Origin of the sequence: Aeromonas sp. R1-2, from assembly GCF_040908505.1 — a bacterium.
GTDB classification, from domain to species: domain Bacteria; phylum Pseudomonadota; class Gammaproteobacteria; order Enterobacterales; family Aeromonadaceae; genus Aeromonas; species Aeromonas veronii.
Genome location: NZ_JBFODU010000020.1, coordinates 127,107 through 141,487 on the forward strand (window position 1 = coordinate 127,107; position 14,381 = coordinate 141,487).

17 protein-coding genes and 1 tRNA gene are annotated in these 14,381 nt (G+C 59.2%); 8 read left to right on the top strand and 10 right to left on the bottom strand.

The window, feature by feature from the left end:
* Nucleotides 1-8: 8 nt before the first annotated feature.
* Entirely contained in the window at nt 9-185 is a 177-nt protein-coding gene (locus AB5Y76_RS08490) for a hypothetical protein (RefSeq protein ID WP_005339947.1), read from the top strand.
* On the opposite strand, the gene AB5Y76_RS08495 is transcribed toward AB5Y76_RS08490, so the two are convergent.
* From AB5Y76_RS08495 to tatA, 3 genes are all read right to left on the bottom strand, one after another.
* Nucleotides 163-1,584, bottom strand: coding sequence for a lytic transglycosylase F (locus AB5Y76_RS08495; RefSeq protein WP_100647034.1), 1,422 nt, complete (start codon nt 1,582-1,584; stop codon nt 163-165). The genes AB5Y76_RS08490 and AB5Y76_RS08495 overlap by 23 nt on opposite strands.
* Nucleotides 1,585-1,813: 229 nt before the next feature.
* Nucleotides 1,814-2,116 (bottom strand): YfcZ/YiiS family protein, encoded by a 303-nt coding sequence (locus AB5Y76_RS08500; protein ID WP_005339945.1) that lies wholly within the window; start codon nt 2,114-2,116, stop codon nt 1,814-1,816.
* Nucleotides 2,117-2,132: 16 nt separating this feature from the next.
* The gene (tatA, locus tag AB5Y76_RS08505; RefSeq protein ID WP_005339944.1) at nt 2,133-2,294 is read right to left on the bottom strand and encodes a twin-arginine translocase TatA/TatE family subunit; all 162 of its coding nucleotides are present in this window, start codon (nt 2,292-2,294) and stop codon (nt 2,133-2,135) included.
* 276 nt (nt 2,295-2,570) lie between these two features.
* Between tatA and AB5Y76_RS08510 the strand changes: the two genes are divergently transcribed.
* Nucleotides 2,571-3,539 (top strand): LysR family transcriptional regulator, encoded by a 969-nt coding sequence (locus AB5Y76_RS08510; protein WP_005357635.1) that lies wholly within the window; start codon nt 2,571-2,573, stop codon nt 3,537-3,539.
* A 75-nt stretch (nt 3,540-3,614) separates the two neighbouring features.
* Here AB5Y76_RS08510 and AB5Y76_RS08515 read toward each other — a convergent pair whose 3' ends face one another.
* Together AB5Y76_RS08515 and AB5Y76_RS08520 are read right to left on the bottom strand one after the other, a co-directional pair.
* Entirely contained in the window at nt 3,615-4,214 is a 600-nt protein-coding gene (locus AB5Y76_RS08515) for a YhgN family NAAT transporter (RefSeq protein ID WP_058056278.1), read from the bottom strand.
* A 99-nt stretch (nt 4,215-4,313) separates the two neighbouring features.
* Entirely contained in the window at nt 4,314-4,559 is a 246-nt protein-coding gene (locus AB5Y76_RS08520; RefSeq protein WP_005357633.1) for a YecH family metal-binding protein, read from the bottom strand.
* A 209-nt stretch (nt 4,560-4,768) separates the two neighbouring features.
* Here AB5Y76_RS08520 and AB5Y76_RS08525 point away from each other — a divergent pair, with 209 nt between their 5' ends.
* Nucleotides 4,769-6,052: a dicarboxylate/amino acid:cation symporter gene (locus AB5Y76_RS08525; RefSeq protein ID WP_040069539.1), complete on the top strand. Its 1,284-nt coding sequence runs from the start codon at nt 4,769-4,771 to the stop codon at nt 6,050-6,052.
* An 11-nt stretch (nt 6,053-6,063) separates the two neighbouring features.
* Here AB5Y76_RS08525 and AB5Y76_RS08530 read toward each other — a convergent pair whose 3' ends face one another.
* Nucleotides 6,064-6,378 carry a DUF2007 domain-containing protein gene (locus AB5Y76_RS08530; protein WP_005339933.1) on the bottom strand — a complete coding sequence of 105 codons (315 nt, stop codon included), beginning with the start codon at nt 6,376-6,378 and terminating at the stop codon, nt 6,064-6,066.
* A 9-nt stretch (nt 6,379-6,387) separates the two neighbouring features.
* Entirely contained in the window at nt 6,388-7,290 is a 903-nt protein-coding gene (locus AB5Y76_RS08535) for a LysR family transcriptional regulator (protein WP_263718234.1), read from the bottom strand.
* Between the two features lie 96 nt (nt 7,291-7,386).
* Here AB5Y76_RS08535 and AB5Y76_RS08540 point away from each other — a divergent pair, with 96 nt between their 5' ends.
* Nucleotides 7,387-8,439: an HlyD family secretion protein gene (locus AB5Y76_RS08540; protein WP_005348510.1), complete on the top strand. Its 1,053-nt coding sequence runs from the start codon at nt 7,387-7,389 to the stop codon at nt 8,437-8,439.
* On the top strand, nt 8,439-9,992 hold the full coding sequence (locus tag AB5Y76_RS08545; protein ID WP_263718237.1) for a DHA2 family efflux MFS transporter permease subunit: 1,554 nt from the start codon (nt 8,439-8,441) through the stop codon (nt 9,990-9,992). Before AB5Y76_RS08540 ends, AB5Y76_RS08545 begins: the two co-directional genes overlap by 1 nt.
* Nucleotides 9,993-10,071: 79 nt before the next feature.
* Here the strand turns inward: AB5Y76_RS08545 and AB5Y76_RS08550 are convergent, their stop codons facing one another.
* Nucleotides 10,072-10,698 carry a lysoplasmalogenase gene (locus AB5Y76_RS08550; RefSeq protein WP_005348507.1) on the bottom strand — a complete coding sequence of 209 codons (627 nt, stop codon included), beginning with the start codon at nt 10,696-10,698 and terminating at the stop codon, nt 10,072-10,074.
* 187 nt (nt 10,699-10,885) lie between these two features.
* On the opposite strand from AB5Y76_RS08550, the gene AB5Y76_RS08555 reads away from it, so the two are divergent.
* Nucleotides 10,886-11,029 (top strand): hypothetical protein, encoded by a 144-nt coding sequence (locus AB5Y76_RS08555; RefSeq protein WP_162182404.1) that lies wholly within the window; start codon nt 10,886-10,888, stop codon nt 11,027-11,029.
* Nucleotides 11,030-11,373: 344 nt separating this feature from the next.
* On the opposite strand, the gene AB5Y76_RS08560 is transcribed toward AB5Y76_RS08555, so the two are convergent.
* A complete protein-coding gene (locus AB5Y76_RS08560; RefSeq protein ID WP_151287171.1) occupies nt 11,374-12,492 on the bottom strand; it encodes a fatty acid desaturase in 1,119 nt (372 codons plus the stop codon).
* A gap of 147 nt (nt 12,493-12,639) precedes the next feature.
* Between AB5Y76_RS08560 and fabR the strand changes: the two genes are divergently transcribed.
* On the top strand, nt 12,640-13,260 hold the full coding sequence (fabR, locus tag AB5Y76_RS08565; protein ID WP_005339921.1) for an HTH-type transcriptional repressor FabR: 621 nt from the start codon (nt 12,640-12,642) through the stop codon (nt 13,258-13,260).
* A 19-nt stretch (nt 13,261-13,279) separates the two neighbouring features.
* On the top strand, nt 13,280-13,645 hold the full coding sequence (locus tag AB5Y76_RS08570) for a YijD family membrane protein (RefSeq protein WP_236322813.1): 366 nt from the start codon (nt 13,280-13,282) through the stop codon (nt 13,643-13,645).
* A 479-nt stretch (nt 13,646-14,124) separates the two neighbouring features.
* On the opposite strand, the gene AB5Y76_RS08575 is transcribed toward AB5Y76_RS08570, so the two are convergent.
* Nucleotides 14,125-14,201, bottom strand: a tRNA-Asp gene (locus tag AB5Y76_RS08575).
* Nucleotides 14,202-14,381 lie beyond the last annotated feature (180 nt).

The following is a 14,381-nucleotide window of genomic DNA, read 5'->3' on the forward strand; positions in this document are numbered from 1 at the left end:
AGTTGCTGATGGAACTGCATGATACCCCGATGTTGCGCTATCTGGGCCAGCTCAGCCAGCCAGATCTCATCCCGGCCACCGGCCCCGCCCACTGGTTCCTGCAACACAGGGACGGTGGCTGGCAATTGCCGACCGTGCAGGCGACCCTGCCGGTCAACCGGCTCAGGGCTGAGCCGCTTCGATAGCGGCAGCCTTGCCCTCGATCTGGGGCAGGCTGAAACGATAGGCCACGTAGTACTTGTAGATGGTGCCGACATAGTTGATCGGCCCCTGTCCGACTTCGTTGGCTACCAGCTGATCCACGTTGCCGAACCAGACGTCGGGATCGAGCCCCAGCTTCTCCGCCTTGCCTCGCAGCGCCTGCACCCGGTTCGGCCCGGCGTTGTAGGCGGCGAGGGCAAACAGGTGGCGGTTTAGCCGATCCAGCTTGGGATCATTGAAGTAGGTATCGAGGATCAACCGCATGTAGCGGCAGGCGGCCTCCACATTGCCCTCCAGCGTGGTGAGTCTGGCGCCGTTGATGCCGACTTCCCGCCCTGTGCTGGGCAGCAGTTGCATGAGACCCACGGCACCCTTGGGCGAACGCGCCTTGGGATTGAGGCCGGACTCCTTGTAGCCAAGCGCCGCCAGCATCAGCCAGTCGAGATCGTATTGATTGGCGTACTTCTCCAGCACTTTGCGAATGGTCGCGAGGCGCCCCATGGGATCCGGCGCCAGGATATTGCTCATCTGATCGCTGCGAACCAGCAACCGGCGCAGGGTCATGTCGCTGTAAAGGCTGTTGCGGCTGACACTCGCCAGATAGCCATTGACCGCCTTGAGCAGCTCGGGGCTGTTCTTGCGCAGCGCCCAGGCGCTGGTGCCGTTGCTGCGCAAGGGGATCAACTTGTGAGCCTTGAGGCCGGAGATCATGCCACCCAGCCAGATCCGTCCCTTGTAGCTGTCGGTCACCGTCAGGGGAATAATGCCAGCGGCCACCATCTCCAGCAGATCGCCATCCTGCAGGTATTCGGGCACCGTTTCGATATAGACGGGGGGCAACCCCAGCTCGCGAAACAGCCAGTTGAGCTGGCGCAGACTCTCGTAGTAGCTGGAGCTGGCGCGCACCCAGACCCTCCTGCCGGAGAGCTGGGTAATGCGGCTGAAGGCGGGCAGGCTCTGCTGGCTCACCACCCACTCCTCGATGGATGAAATGAGCGGCCGGGAGAAGGCCACCTGTTCACGCCGGGTCGGGGTCACCGTCATGGTTGCCGCCACCAGATCGCCACGCCCCTCGGTCAGATAGTCCAGCAGCTTGTCCTGACGCACCGGGATGTAGACCACCTTGAGCTTGACCTTCTCTTTGGCGAGATAGGTCTTGTTCAGCCAGCGCTCGAACCCTTGCAACTGATTGACCAGAATGCCGTACTGGACGCCGCGATCGAGAAAATAGAAGCCGCGCTCATAGACCACCAGAGCCCTGAGTTCGCGCTTTTGCAGAATGCTTTCGAGATCCCCGGGTTGGGGCAGACGCTGTGGCTTGAGTTCAGCCGCCAGCAGGGGAAAACAGCAGAGGGCCAGCAGAGCCCAAATCCAGCGTCGCATCACGATGGCTGCCCCTGTGCTGAGGTCACGTCTGCTGCCTGTTGGCAGCACGGATCACGATAGAGGGTGGGATTGGGGGCAGAGATCCATCGCTGCGTCATGATGTTTGCGCCTTCTGTTGGCCGACTCGCGCCGGGCAAAAACGTCTGTGGGATAGAGTAACTATAGACCGCCGACCCACAGCAGAAGGGTCAACACGGCAGGCAAACCTGCCGCGTTATCAGACAACTCAGATAGAGCGGGCCCGCATTTCGAAAATCAGTTTTTCGGCGGTGCAGGTGAATTGCAGGCGGGCTTTCAGGATCACGCCGTTGGCGCCCTGGGTCAGTTCGCTGCTCACTTGAGCTTCGGCAGTGACCTGTTTGGCCAGTGCTTCATAGGCAGCCAGCTTGGCGCGGGCATCCGCCTCGGCAGCGGCTTCAATCACCAGATCCATCACATCGTCGCCTTCGCCGATGATGGTGCCGATCTCGGCAAAACAGCCACAGCTGTCACAGGTTTCGTTCAGTTCAACTTTCTCGTCTACAGACATTTTCTACTCCTACTGCTTATTTCGGATGATTTGCGTCGTCACGCATCGCCTTGCGAAAATCTTTGATGGCGGTACCCAGATCCTCACCTGCACTGGCAAGACGCTTGCTGCCGAAGACCAGCACAACGACCAGCAAGAGGATCAACATATGCCAGATATGAATTCCACCGAGTCCCATAGGGATACTCCCTCACAAAGAGATATCTGTTACTTGTATCAAAATAGAGCGCAGGGATTGTTGGGCAAAATCAAGGCAGGTGCAAGTGAGCAAATAAATCATAGCCAAAAAATAGGGCGACCCTGAGGTCGCCTTATTGATTGTGCTACATGTCCCCTCAACCGCTACATCCTGTACCAGTGGTTCATGCGAACCTGAGACCATTCGAGGATAAGATCGCCAAGATATGAAAACAAATGGTATAAATTCATCTTAGAATTGAAGAGGATTCATATCATGCTGCTGGAACAACTGGGTCGCATCGACCTCAATTTGCTGATTATCCTGCAGGTACTGCTGGAAGAGCGCAACGGCAGCAAGGCGGCACGCCGCCTTCATCTGAGCCAGTCCGCGGTCAGTAAAGCCCTCGGCCGTCTGCGCGATACCTTCAATGATCCCCTCTTCATCCGCTCTGCCTACGGGCTGGAACCCACCGGCCGAGCCCTTGCGCTGCAACAACAGTTGCAACCCATCCTGCTGTCGCTGGACAACCTGATCCAGCCGCCCGAGTTCGACCCCGCCAGCTCGGAGCGGGAGTTCGTCATCGCCAGCATGGACAGCGCCTTCACCCTGTTTGCCCCGCTCTACCTGAGCGAACTGAAGCGGCAGGCACCACGGATCCGCTTGCGTTACGAGGAGTGGACCGAGAACAGTCTGACCGAGATGAGTCAGGGACAGGTGGACATCGCCTTCGCGGTGCGGGAAAACTGCATCAGCTCCGATTATCGGCTCGATACCCTGCCCGACAGCATCTGTCAGCGAGTGCTGGCGGTCGATGATCTCACCTGTCTGGTGCAGCAGCACCACCCCGCGCTGCGAGAGCCCAACTGGAATCTGGAGCACTACCTCAGCTATCCCCATGTGCAGACTTACTGCGAGGGGCGAGACCGCTGGATGCTGGATCACAAGCTGGCAGAGCAGGATCTCTACCGGCGTATCGAGGCAACCGTCCCCTCCTTCGAGGCGGCACTGCGGATGGGGATGCACTCCGACATGATAGTGACCCTCTCCCGGCTCTACGCTCGCCACGCCACCCAGGTCTATCCGCTGTTGCAGTTGCCGCTGCCCATCGGGTTGGACAGCATCTCCCATCTGCTCATCTGGCATCAGCGTCACAGCGAGGATCCGGGCCACCGCTGGCTGCGGGAATTGCTGCTCTCCCTCATCATGAGCAAACTGGAACCCGCTGCGACCACTCACGGGTGACGGCACGCCTTCTCGGCGGCACAAAAAACGGGGCTCTGCGTAGCCCCGTTTCATTCACTTCAAGATGTAACTCACTCAGCCCTGACCGGTCACCGCCAGATAGTGATGCACCCCGTCCAGCAACATCTGGACCGAGATCATCACCAGCAGCATACCCATCAACCGCTCCACCGCAGTGAGCCCCCGCTCACCCAGCAGCTTGTTGAATACCTCGTAGAACATCAGGATCACCGCGCTGGCAGCCCAGGCCAGAAAGAGTGCCAGCGACCAGTCCACCATCCGGGCGGGCTCCTGATTGGCCAGCAGCATCAACGATGCGAGGATCGACGGACCGGCGATCATCGGGATCGCCATCGGCACCAGGAAGGGCTCCTCGCCCGCCGCCAGCCCGGTCACGCCCCCTTCACTCGGGAAGATCATCTTGATGGCGATCAGGAACAGGATGATACCCCCCGCAATGCTGACCGCCTCCTGCCGCAGGTTGAGGAAGCCGAGGATCTGCTGACCGACGAACAAGAACAGCATCATGATGGCCAGCGAGAAGAGCAGCTCGCGCACCATCACCTTGCGACGTCGTTTGGGATCGATATGACGCAGGATAGAGAGGAAGACCGGCAGGTTGCCCAGCGGGTCCATGATCAGAAACAGCATGACTGCGGCAGAGAAAGTATCCATACAACGCCCGGGCTACGCCCTGAATAGGGAAAAGAGAGGGGGCGAAATATAGCAAAGGGCGAAGAATTGAGCGAGCGCCATGATGCGCTCGCAGCGGGATTAACCGTGGTTGCAGATCTTGTCGGCGCGGGTCTGGAAACCTTCGGCCGAGTCGATGAACTTGCCGCGGGCGGCCAGAAAGTCGATCAGCGCTTCCGCATCCATCTCGCTGGCGCTGCAGGTATGAAAACGGGCCTCGGCACCGAACCGCTCGGCCATCGCCTGCTTCAGGCTGGCACGGGTAAATTGCCCTCCTTGCGCCAGCATCATCTCCATCACTTCGTGACCATGAACCGATTGCGACATCTCTCACCTCAATAATGAACATATTTAATGCCAATTAAATATCTCCCCGCCCGGAGGGATCTTGATATAGGCCAATAAATTGCGCATTTCCTGGTCAGGGGAGTGGTCACCGCCACCGCTTTGTCGATAATGTGGCAACCCGCGTCAGGGATCGCTACACTGGCGCCCCTTTTTGGCCATCGCAGACAATGTATAAGGATATTGGCGTCATGCTGTTCCATGGAGAGGCTCTCAAGCCCTGGCAGATCTGGACCCGCCGACCACTCTGGCTCAAGACCCTGATCGGCATGCTGACAGGGGTGGGTCTGGGCGTTGGCTTTGAAGAGCAAGCCCTGCTGCTCAAGCCCCTTGGCGTCCTGTTCGTCAACACCATCCAGATGCTGATGGTGCCCCTTATCTTCTGCTCGGTCATCGCCGGTCTCACCTCGCTGCTCAAGGGCAAGGCCCTCGATCGCATCGGCAGCAAGGCAATCTGTCTCTACTTCTGCTCGACCGCCATCGCCATCTGCATCGGCCTGATGATGGGCTGGCTGCTGGAACCCGGCATGGGCGCCGACATGGGCCCCTATGAGCGGATCGGCATGTCGGAACCACCCACCCTGGCCAGCGTGCTGAGCCATCTGGTGCCGAGCAATCCGGTACAGGCGATGGTGGATGGCAAGATCCTGCAAGTGATCGTCTTTGCGGTGGCGCTGGCGGTCGCCCTCAATGCCAGCGGTCGCCGTGGCCGTCCCGCCATCCTCTTCTTCACCTCGCTGGCAGAGGGGATGTTCAAGCTGACCCAGATGGTGATGGCGCTCGCCCCTTACGGTGTCTGCGCACTGATGGCCTGGATGACCGGCAAGTACGGCCTCGACCTGCTGCTACCGCTGCTCAAGGTGATCGGCGCCGTCTACCTCGGCTGCCTGCTGCACGTGCTCGGGGTCTACAGCACCCTGCTGCTCCTGTTGGCACGGCTCAATCCGCTGCACTACTTCAAGAGCATCGTTGATGCCCAGGCGGTGGCCTTCACCAGCAGCTCCAGCAACTCCACCCTGCCCATCAGTCTGGCATGCGCCGAGAAGCGGCTGGGAGTCTCCCCCGCCATCACCGCCAAGGTGCTGCCCATCGGCGCCACCATCAACATGGATGGCACCGCCCTCTATCAGGGAGTGACTGCGCTGTTCGTAGCTCAGGCATTCGGTGTGGACCTGCACATGGTCGATTACCTGACCATCATCAGCATCGCCACCCTGGCCAGTATCGGCACCGCAGGCACCCCGGGCACCGGGTTGATGCTGCTGACCCTGACCCTGACGGCGGTGGGCTTGCCGCTGGAAGGGGTGGCACTGATTGCGGGCATTGACCGGATCCTCGACATGGCGCGCACCACGGTCAATGTATCGGGGGATATTCTGGTGTCGGTGCTGATCGCCCGCAGCGAAAACGAGCTGGATCTGGCGACCTATCACGATGCCAGCGCAGGGGAAGATATCGAGTTCCCGCCGCGCTAGCGGAAGAAAGATCAGCTGTCGTGGGGATCGTGATGACAGCGCCAGCAGACGTCGAAGTTGGCGCCGTTCTCCTCCCCGCACTGGCCGCACAGCCAGCCGTTTCCCTGACGCTGCTGGTAACGCTCGATGACCCGTCCTGCCTTGCTGCGATCCTCGGCCCGCACCATCAGGGTCACCTGCAACATGTCGACCGGCAGCTCGCCAAGGGCGCCCGACAGCCCCTCGCCATTGAGGCGCACCAGCACCCCTTCCGCCTCCAGCGCCCCTTTCAACGCGTGCGCCTCCAGGGTGTGTGAGGCGCGATAGAGATTGATCCAGTTATCCATAGCTCCCCCTTACAACAACTTGTCGATGCCAAACTCGGCGCCGTTCTCAATCATGAAATCGATGAATGCCCGCAACTTGCGCGGCATAAGTTGCCGCTCCGGAAACAGCAAATAAATCGGCACCCTGGGTTGCTGCCACTCTGGCAGCAGGATCACCAATTCGCCGCTGGCCAGATCATCCTGACAGAGCATAGCGGGTAACGAAGCCAACCCCAGCCCCGCCTTCGCCGCCTCCCGAGCACAGGTAATATTATTGACCCGAAAACGGGATGGGGGGTCAACCAGCACCTCTCTGCCATCCAGCTCGAAACACCAGTGAGAGGCGAGAAACCCGCTGCTTACCGTCACCCGCTCGTGGTTGGCCAGATCCTCCGGCCGCTCGATGACCGGGCTGCGGGCCAGATAGTCCGGGCTGGCACAGAGCAGCCTTCCGGTGCTCCAGAGTCGGCGCGCCGCCAGATTGGAGTCGCTCATGTCGCCAATCCGCACCACCGCATCCAGCCCTTCACTGATGGGATCCACCACCCGGTTGGTCAGTTCCAGCTCCACCTGCAGGGCGGGATAGGCCTGCAAAAACTTGGCGACCAAGCGCCCGACCACCAGTTGCCCCGTCTCGATGGGCACCGCCAGTTTGAGAGTGCCGGTCACCTCCTGCTGGCTGGCGCTCAGCATCAGCTCGGCTTCGGTCAGGGCATCGACCGCCTTGCTGCAGTGCAGGTAGTACTTCTCCCCCTCCTCGGTCAAAGTGAGCTGACGGGTGGAGCGATAAAGCAGCCGCACACCGAGCCGCTGTTCCAGCTCGGCGATGCGGCGGCTGACCATCGCCTTGGTCATCCCCAGCTCGCGGGCAGCCCCCGTAAACGAGCCCTTGTCGACGATACGCACCAGAATTAACGCGGCATTGAGATCCATTGTTGCACCAGTGAAACTGTATATCTCGTGAACCAATACTAATCGAAACAGTTGACCAGTGTTAGCCTGCGCCCCTTAAGTTCAGGAATCACAAAAATGAGTCAACACAAAAAAATTCCCCTGCTGGCAGCCATGATATTGGCGCTGCTCGGTCTGCTGTTCGCCGGTTACTGGTATCTTCACGGCCGCTATTTTGAAAGCACCGACAACGCCTATCTGCAAAGTGAAGTGACCGGGATCAGCTCCAAGCTGCCCGGTTATATCCGCGAAGTGCTGGTCACCGACAACCAGCCGGTCAAAGCGGGCCAGCTGATCGCCCGTCTCGATGATCGCGAATACAAAACCAGGGTCGCGGAGGCCGAAGCCGACCTGCGCCTCAATCAGGCGACGGCCGAAAATCTGGCCGCCACCCGCACCCAACAACTGAGCCTGATCCAGCAGGCCGAGGCCAAGGTCGCCTCCGCCAATGCCGAACAGCTGCGTGCCAGCCAGCAGGTCAACCGGATCAGTCAGCTCAACCAGCGCCACTACAGCTCGCAAGACAGTCTGGACGAGGTGCGTGCCGGCCTGCAGGTCAATCAGGCACAAGCCCGGGAGGCACAAGCCGCCCTGCAGGCGGCCCGTGAGCGACTGCTGGTACTGGATGCCGAGCGCAAACAGAATCTGGCCAAGCTGGCATTGAGCGAAGCACAACTGGAGCAGGCCAAGCTGGAGCTCGGCTACACCGAACTGCGGGCACCGGCCGACGGCATCATAGGCAAGCGCAGTCTGCGGGAAGGGCTCTACGTCCAGTCCGGCATGCAGGTCGCCAGTTTGGTGCCGCTGCAGCAGGTGTGGGTCGAGGCTAACTTCAAGGAGACCCAGCTCGCCCATATGCAGCCGGGCCAGAAGGTCGAAGTGGTACTCGATGCCTACCCGGATCAACCGGTCGAGGGGATCATCGACAGCCTGGCCCCGGCGACCGGCGCCAAGTTCGCCCTGCTGCCGCCGGAGAATGCCACCGGCAACTTCACCAAAATCGTGCAGCGGGTGCCGGTGAAGATCCGCATCCCCGAGCCGGGCCCGCTGGCAGGCAAGCTGCTGCCGGGTCTCTCGACCGAAGTGATCGTGGATACCCGCACTCCTGATCCCGTGGTGGCTGCCAACTGATGGAACCCATTCCACGTCGCAACTGGATCGCGGTCATGGGGGGCCTTATCGGCGCCTTTATGGCCATCCTCGATATCCAGATCACCAATGCCTCCCTGAAGGACATTCAGGGGGCCCTGTCGGCCACCCTGAGCGAGAGCTCCTGGATCTCCACCTCCTATCTGGTGGCGGAGATGATCGCCATCCCCCTGAGCGGCTGGTTAAGCCGGGGGCTGAGTGTGCGCCGCTACCTGCTCTGGACCACCGGCGCCTTTATCGCTGCCTCCGTGCTCTGCTCGTTCAGCTGGAACCTCACCAGCATGATCGTCTTCCGGGCGCTGCAAGGCTTCACTGGCGGGGCGCTGATCCCGATGGCCTTTTCCCTCATCGTCACCCTGTTGCCGCTACAAAAGCGGGCCACCGGCATGGCGCTGTTCGGTCTCTGTGCCACCTTCGCTCCTGCCATCGGTCCGACACTCGGCGGCTGGCTCACCGAGCAGATGTCGTGGCACTACATCTTCTATCTCAACGTGCCGCCAGGATTGCTGGTGATGGCCATGCTGGCCCACGGGCTTGATAAAAAACCGGTGGACTGGGCCGTGATCAAGCGGGTGGATCTCATCGGGATTGTCACCATGGCACTTGGCCTCGGCTTGCTGGAGGTGGTACTGGAAGAAGGCAACCGGGAAGACTGGTTCGGCTCAAGCTTCATCGTGCGACTGGCAGTCATTTCGGCGGTGGCGCTGGTGTTCTTCGTCATCAGCCAGCTGATCCGCCGTCACCCGCTGGTCAATCTGCGGCTGCTGCACAACCCGCGCTTTGCCCTCGCCTGTTTTGCCTACCTGATCCTCGGCATGGCGTTGATGGGCTCCATCTATGTGCTGCCGCTCTACATGACCCAGATCCACAACTACAACGCGCTGGAAATCGGCGAGGTACTGATGTGGATGGGGCTGCCGCAACTGCTGGTGCTACCGCTGGTACCCAGGCTGACCCACAAGATAGACCCGCGCTATCTGGTGAGCTTCGGCTTCCTGATCTTCGCCGTCAGCTGCTTTATGAACGTCAACATGAGTGCCGACTACGCCGGGCCGCAGCTGATCCAGTCGCTCATCGTGCGAGCGCTGGGGCAGCCCTTCATCATGGTGCCGCTCTCCCTGGTCGCCACCGCCAGCCTGAGCCACGACGAGATCCCCTCCTCCTCGACCCTGCTCAACGTACTGCGCAACCTCGGTGGTGCGTTCGGTATCGCCATCATCGCGACCCTGCTCGACAACGATACCCGCACCCACGTGCTGCAAATTGGCAGCACTCTGGCCGCCAGCAGTATCGAGGGGCAGAGCTATCTGCTGCAACTGGCCCAGAGCATGATGGCGCAGGGTTCAGGCCCCGAGATTGCTCAGCAGCAAGCCCACGCCATGCTGGCCAACACCATCAACCGGGAAGCAGCCATCATGGCCTACAACCAGGTGTTCTACATCATGGGGATCTTCTTGCTGGTCGCCAGCGGCCTGATGCTGTTGCTCAAATCCCCCGCCCCACGGGCAGCAGATGCCGAACCGCTAGAGGCGTGAAAAACCGCCGAGGCATAAAACGAAAAACGGGCCAATGCCCGTTTTTCGTTATCTGTTGCCTGCACTCAACCAGAAGACGTTATCCCGCCAGCGACCCTGCAATCAGGAATTGCGCAGCGAAGTAGCTGCTCATGACCCAGGCGCGGGCGTGGGGAAAGGGGCGGCGGAAGCGATCGAGCGCCAGCATGCTGTCGGAGAAGAGGAACATCAGCGCCCCCACCAGCGCGGCGGCAGAACCGGCTGTGAGAGAGGCGTGCCAGGCCCCGGCAGCCACCCAGGCCATGCCGATGATCACCAGCATGTAGCAAAAGACCGGGATCCGCATCTCCCCCAGCTTGCCCCACAGCAGGCCGAATACCATGCCGGCGATCAGCAACAGCAGCAAACCATCCACCAGATTGAGCAGCAATGGTCCTTGGGCAAAACCGACGATATAGCAGAGATGCGCGACAAGAAATGCCGCCAACCCCTGAATGAAGCGATCACTTGGCAGCATCAGCAGTACATCGCCCGCCAGCGAGAGACAAAGGCCGAGCAGGATCCAGGCGTGGGAACCGTCGTGGTCATAACTCTGGTAGCCGAACGCCAACGCGATGATAAGCAGCATGGTCAGCGGCTTGCTGATATAGAACTGGCGGCTGTCTGAACCGTAGGCAGCACGGATGTGCCACCAACCTGAAGCGATGATCAAGAAACTCAATAACATGCCCTGCTCCTCACCTGTTGCTCGCAGTCATACGGCAACCGTTTTTATCATGGTGCAGGGTAACAAATTCCCTACCCCAGTGGCAGGGGTGCTGATCAAATGGACAGACTAAGCCTAAAGTCTAATTGCCGCCCCGAGTGGTTCAGGGCATAAGTGACGGGTCTGGAGGATCACCATGGAAGAAGCTATGAAAAACTATCTGCCCGCCATCGATATCATGATGTGCCATCTGGGGATCAGCTTTGAGCAGGCCTGCGAACAACTGGGCCTCAGCCAGCAGGAGCAGCAGGCACTGGATCAGTTGCAGCAACAGCAGAGCCAAGCCAACTAGCCCTCCCGTTATTGGATATCATGATGTGCCATCCGGGGATCAGCTTTGAGCAGGCGTGTGAGCAACTGGGGCTCAGCCAGCAGGAGCAGCAGGCTCTGGATCAGTTGCAGCAACAGCAGAGCCAAGCCAACTAGCCCTCCCGTTATTGGATATCATGATGTGCCATCTGGGGAGCAGCTTTGAGCAGGCCTGTGAACAACTTGGGTCTTAGCCAGCAGGAGCAACAGGCACTGGATCAGTTGCAGCAACAGCAGAGTCAAGCCAACTAGCTTGAGTTGAATCATAAAAGAGAAGACCGCCAGCAGGCGGTCTTCTCTTTTAGTCTCTGTGATAACCGGACGGCATCATGCAATACCTGCCAGCAAACGACTCCAGTTGCGTTTACCAGCGATAAAGCCGTCACGCAGGGCCCGGTACTCCAGTTGCAGCTTGAGGCGGTCATAGCGCGCCAGCGCCTTGCGCTTGCGCAGCTCCAGCAGCCGCTTGCGACTGGCGTAATAGTGTTGCAACTGCTGGCTCAGCTTGTCGTACTCCTCCTGCAGCAGCGCCTGCCACAGTTCGCGATCTTCCTGCTTGCGCAACTTGGCTTGTGCCCGTTTCAGCTGCATCTGCAGCCGGGCTTGTTCGATACGCTCCTCCGGCGAGGATCTGAGATCCCCCGCCAGACCACACCAGGAGGCGAGCCGGATCAACCACTTGGTCGGATCGAACTGCCACCAGTGAATGCCGTTGCGGTAGTCATTCTCGAACAGGTGGTGAAAGTTGTGGTACCCCTCGCCAAAGGTGAAAAAAGCCAGGATGCCGTTATCGCGAGCGGTATTGTGGTCGGTATAGGGCTGACTGCCCCAGATGTGGGCCAGCGAATTGATGAAGAAGGTGGTGTGGTGAGTCATAACCATTCTCAGCACGCCCGCCAACAGCAACATGCCGAGCATATCCCCGTGCCACAGGCCGAGCAGCAGCGGCAGCCCCAGATTAGCCGCCAGTGCCAGCGTCAGATAGTGACGGTGCTGAAACGCGACCACCGGGTTGTTCTGCAGATCACGCACATTGCTGTAATCGCCATAGCGATCTCCCTGATGCTCCCGCAGCATCCAGCCGATGTGGGAATACCAGAAACCGCGCCCCGCGCTGTAGGGGTCTTTATCGTTGTCATCCACATGACGATGGTGACGGCGGTGATCGGCCGACCAGTGCAGGGCAGAATTCTGCAGCGCCAACGCACCGCCGATGGCAAATAACCACTGCAAAGCGGGGTGCGCCTTGTAAGCCTTGTGCGACCAGAGCCGGTGATAGCCTGCGGTGATGGAGAGACCACTCAGGCAGAACAACAACAGGAAACTGGCCCACTGCCAGAAATCGTAACCGTGGCTCATGCCGTACCAGGGTACGACAATCAACGCCACTATCCCGGAGAGGGAGAACAGCAGGGTATTGGTCAAAATAATGGGGGGTCTGGCCATCTCATTGCATCCTTTCAGCGAACAGCTGTTAGCCATTTTCTATGGTGATTTCCTCACGGTCAATGGTAAAAAAGTAGGATACAAACCTGATCCTGAGGCGCCTTCGGGTTATCATTTGTCCTCGTTAAGCTGAAGGTGACTGATTTCGTGGGTATTCGCGCTCAACAAAAAGAAAAAACCCGGCGTACATTGATCGATGCTGCATTCAGCCAACTGTGCGCCAATCGGAGTTTCTCCAATCTCAGCCTGCGGGAAGTCGCTCGCGAAGCGGGTATCGCGCCCACCTCTTTCTATCGCCACTTTCGCGATATGGAGGAGCTGGGCCTGACCCTGGTTGACGAAGGAGGTCTCACCCTGCGCCAACTGATGCGACAGGCACGCCAGCGCATTGCCGGTGGTGGCAGTGTCATCAGCACCTCGGTGCAGACCTTTATGGAGTTCGTCGAGAACAACCCCAACATCTTCCGGCTGCTGCTGCGGGAACGCTCCGGCACCTCGGCCGCCTTCCGCCAGGCGGTGGCTCGTGAGATCCAGCACTTCATTGCCGAGCTAACCGATTATCTGGAAGCCACCACAGAAGCACCACGGGAAGATGCCTACATCCAGGCAGAAGCCATGGTCACCATCGTCTTCAGTGCCGGTGCCGATGCGCTCGACATGACCAGCGAAGAGTGCCGGGCACTCTCCGATCGCACTATTCGCCAACTGCGGATGATCGCCATGGGCGCCGAGGTACAAAACCAGAAGCGCCGTGAACCTCACCCATGACCACAGGATGGAGAACGATATGACTGAACAGCTTATGATCCCGAAAAAACCGCTCGCCATGGCCATGCTGATTGGTATCTGTGGCGATGCCTCTCTGGCCGTGCTGACCAACTCGGTCGTGCCTTTCTCCTTCTTCCCGCTGATTGCCCTCTGGCTGGCGGCCTACCAGCTCTTTCAGCACTATCGCCATGAGCCCATGGTGGGCAACACTCCCATCTGTACCCTGCTCTGCTTCTTTATCGGTGCCTTCGGTCACTCTGCGCTGCTCAAGGTGCAATACCCGGAGCTTGGCAGCAACTTCTTCTCTCTGATCATGATGTTGCTGTTACTGGCGGCCCTCTCCATCAAGCTCGGCCTGAGCATTGGCAACAAAGAGAAGCGCTGATAAATCGACCGAGTGATGGTAATCAGTTGATAGATAAAGCAAAGAGGCCTTCCCGTCGGGAAGACCTCTTTGCTTGAACGGTACCTGATTAATCCGGCAATCTCGGTATTCCCAGCCTAGCCAAGCTGCTGGGCTTCAAGATCGATGTGCAGATGGAAGAGGGGGTGGTCAATATGGAACTGCCCTGTAGTCAGCAGGCGGCAGAAGGCTGATTTGACCACCTGCAGAGTCGTTCAAATGGCAGTAAATGAAACTGATAAGACTCTGAGATAGCCCGAAAATGGTGGGAATAAGCGGCTATCTGGCACTCTTACTTGGCAGGGAAAAGCCAGATATTGGTGGTTTAATACGCTAAAAACACCAAAGCCCAGTCGAGAGACCGGGCTTTGTGTTGGTTCTTGCGTACAAATCTGTGGGACTTATGGGCAAAACTGCCCATAGCAAAAAGGCCTTCCCAATCGGGAAGGCCTTCAAATTAGTGGCGGAGCGGACGGGACTCGAACCCGCGACCCCCGGCGTGACAGGCCGGTATTCTAACCGACTGAACTACCGCTCCGCATTCGGTTAGCTTTCGCTAAATCTTCTGCTGCTTCTTCTGAGGTGTCATCCTCGCAGCCAGCGCCGTGATTCTTCACATCGCTGTTTAATTGGGTGCCTGGCAGTGTCCTACTCTCGCATGGCGAATGCCACACTACCATCGGCGCTACCGCGTTTCACTTCTGAGTTCGGCATGGGA

What these genes read in the sequence shown, in the direction of transcription:
- AB5Y76_RS08555 (WP_162182404.1), top strand. Translation starts at nt 10,886, where the DNA reads ATGAAAAACTATCTGCCCGCCATCGATATCATGATGTGCCATCTGGGG.
- AB5Y76_RS08560 (WP_151287171.1), bottom strand. Translation starts at nt 12,492, where the DNA reads ATGGCCAGACCCCCCATTATTTTGACCAATACCCTGCTGTTCTCCCTC.
- AB5Y76_RS08520 (WP_005357633.1), bottom strand. Translation starts at nt 4,559, where the DNA reads ATGTCGCAATCGGTTCATGGTCACGAAGTGATGGAGATGATGCTGGCG.
- AB5Y76_RS08535 (WP_263718234.1), bottom strand. Translation starts at nt 7,290, where the DNA reads ATGGATCTCAATGCCGCGTTAATTCTGGTGCGTATCGTCGACAAGGGC.
- AB5Y76_RS08490 (WP_005339947.1), top strand. Translation starts at nt 9, where the DNA reads ATGGAACTGCATGATACCCCGATGTTGCGCTATCTGGGCCAGCTCAGC.
- tatA (WP_005339944.1), bottom strand. Translation starts at nt 2,294, where the DNA reads ATGGGACTCGGTGGAATTCATATCTGGCATATGTTGATCCTCTTGCTG.
- AB5Y76_RS08550 (WP_005348507.1), bottom strand. Translation starts at nt 10,698, where the DNA reads ATGTTATTGAGTTTCTTGATCATCGCTTCAGGTTGGTGGCACATCCGT.
- AB5Y76_RS08545 (WP_263718237.1), top strand. Translation starts at nt 8,439, where the DNA reads ATGGAACCCATTCCACGTCGCAACTGGATCGCGGTCATGGGGGGCCTT.
- AB5Y76_RS08530 (WP_005339933.1), bottom strand. Translation starts at nt 6,378, where the DNA reads ATGGATAACTGGATCAATCTCTATCGCGCCTCACACACCCTGGAGGCG.
- AB5Y76_RS08510 (WP_005357635.1), top strand. Translation starts at nt 2,571, where the DNA reads ATGCTGCTGGAACAACTGGGTCGCATCGACCTCAATTTGCTGATTATC.
- AB5Y76_RS08495 (WP_100647034.1), bottom strand. Translation starts at nt 1,584, where the DNA reads ATGCGACGCTGGATTTGGGCTCTGCTGGCCCTCTGCTGTTTTCCCCTG.
- AB5Y76_RS08500 (WP_005339945.1), bottom strand. Translation starts at nt 2,116, where the DNA reads ATGTCTGTAGACGAGAAAGTTGAACTGAACGAAACCTGTGACAGCTGT.
- AB5Y76_RS08525 (WP_040069539.1), top strand. Translation starts at nt 4,769, where the DNA reads ATGCTGTTCCATGGAGAGGCTCTCAAGCCCTGGCAGATCTGGACCCGC.
- AB5Y76_RS08515 (WP_058056278.1), bottom strand. Translation starts at nt 4,214, where the DNA reads ATGGATACTTTCTCTGCCGCAGTCATGCTGTTTCTGATCATGGACCCG.
- AB5Y76_RS08540 (WP_005348510.1), top strand. Translation starts at nt 7,387, where the DNA reads ATGAGTCAACACAAAAAAATTCCCCTGCTGGCAGCCATGATATTGGCG.
- AB5Y76_RS08570 (WP_236322813.1), top strand. Translation starts at nt 13,280, where the DNA reads ATGACTGAACAGCTTATGATCCCGAAAAAACCGCTCGCCATGGCCATG.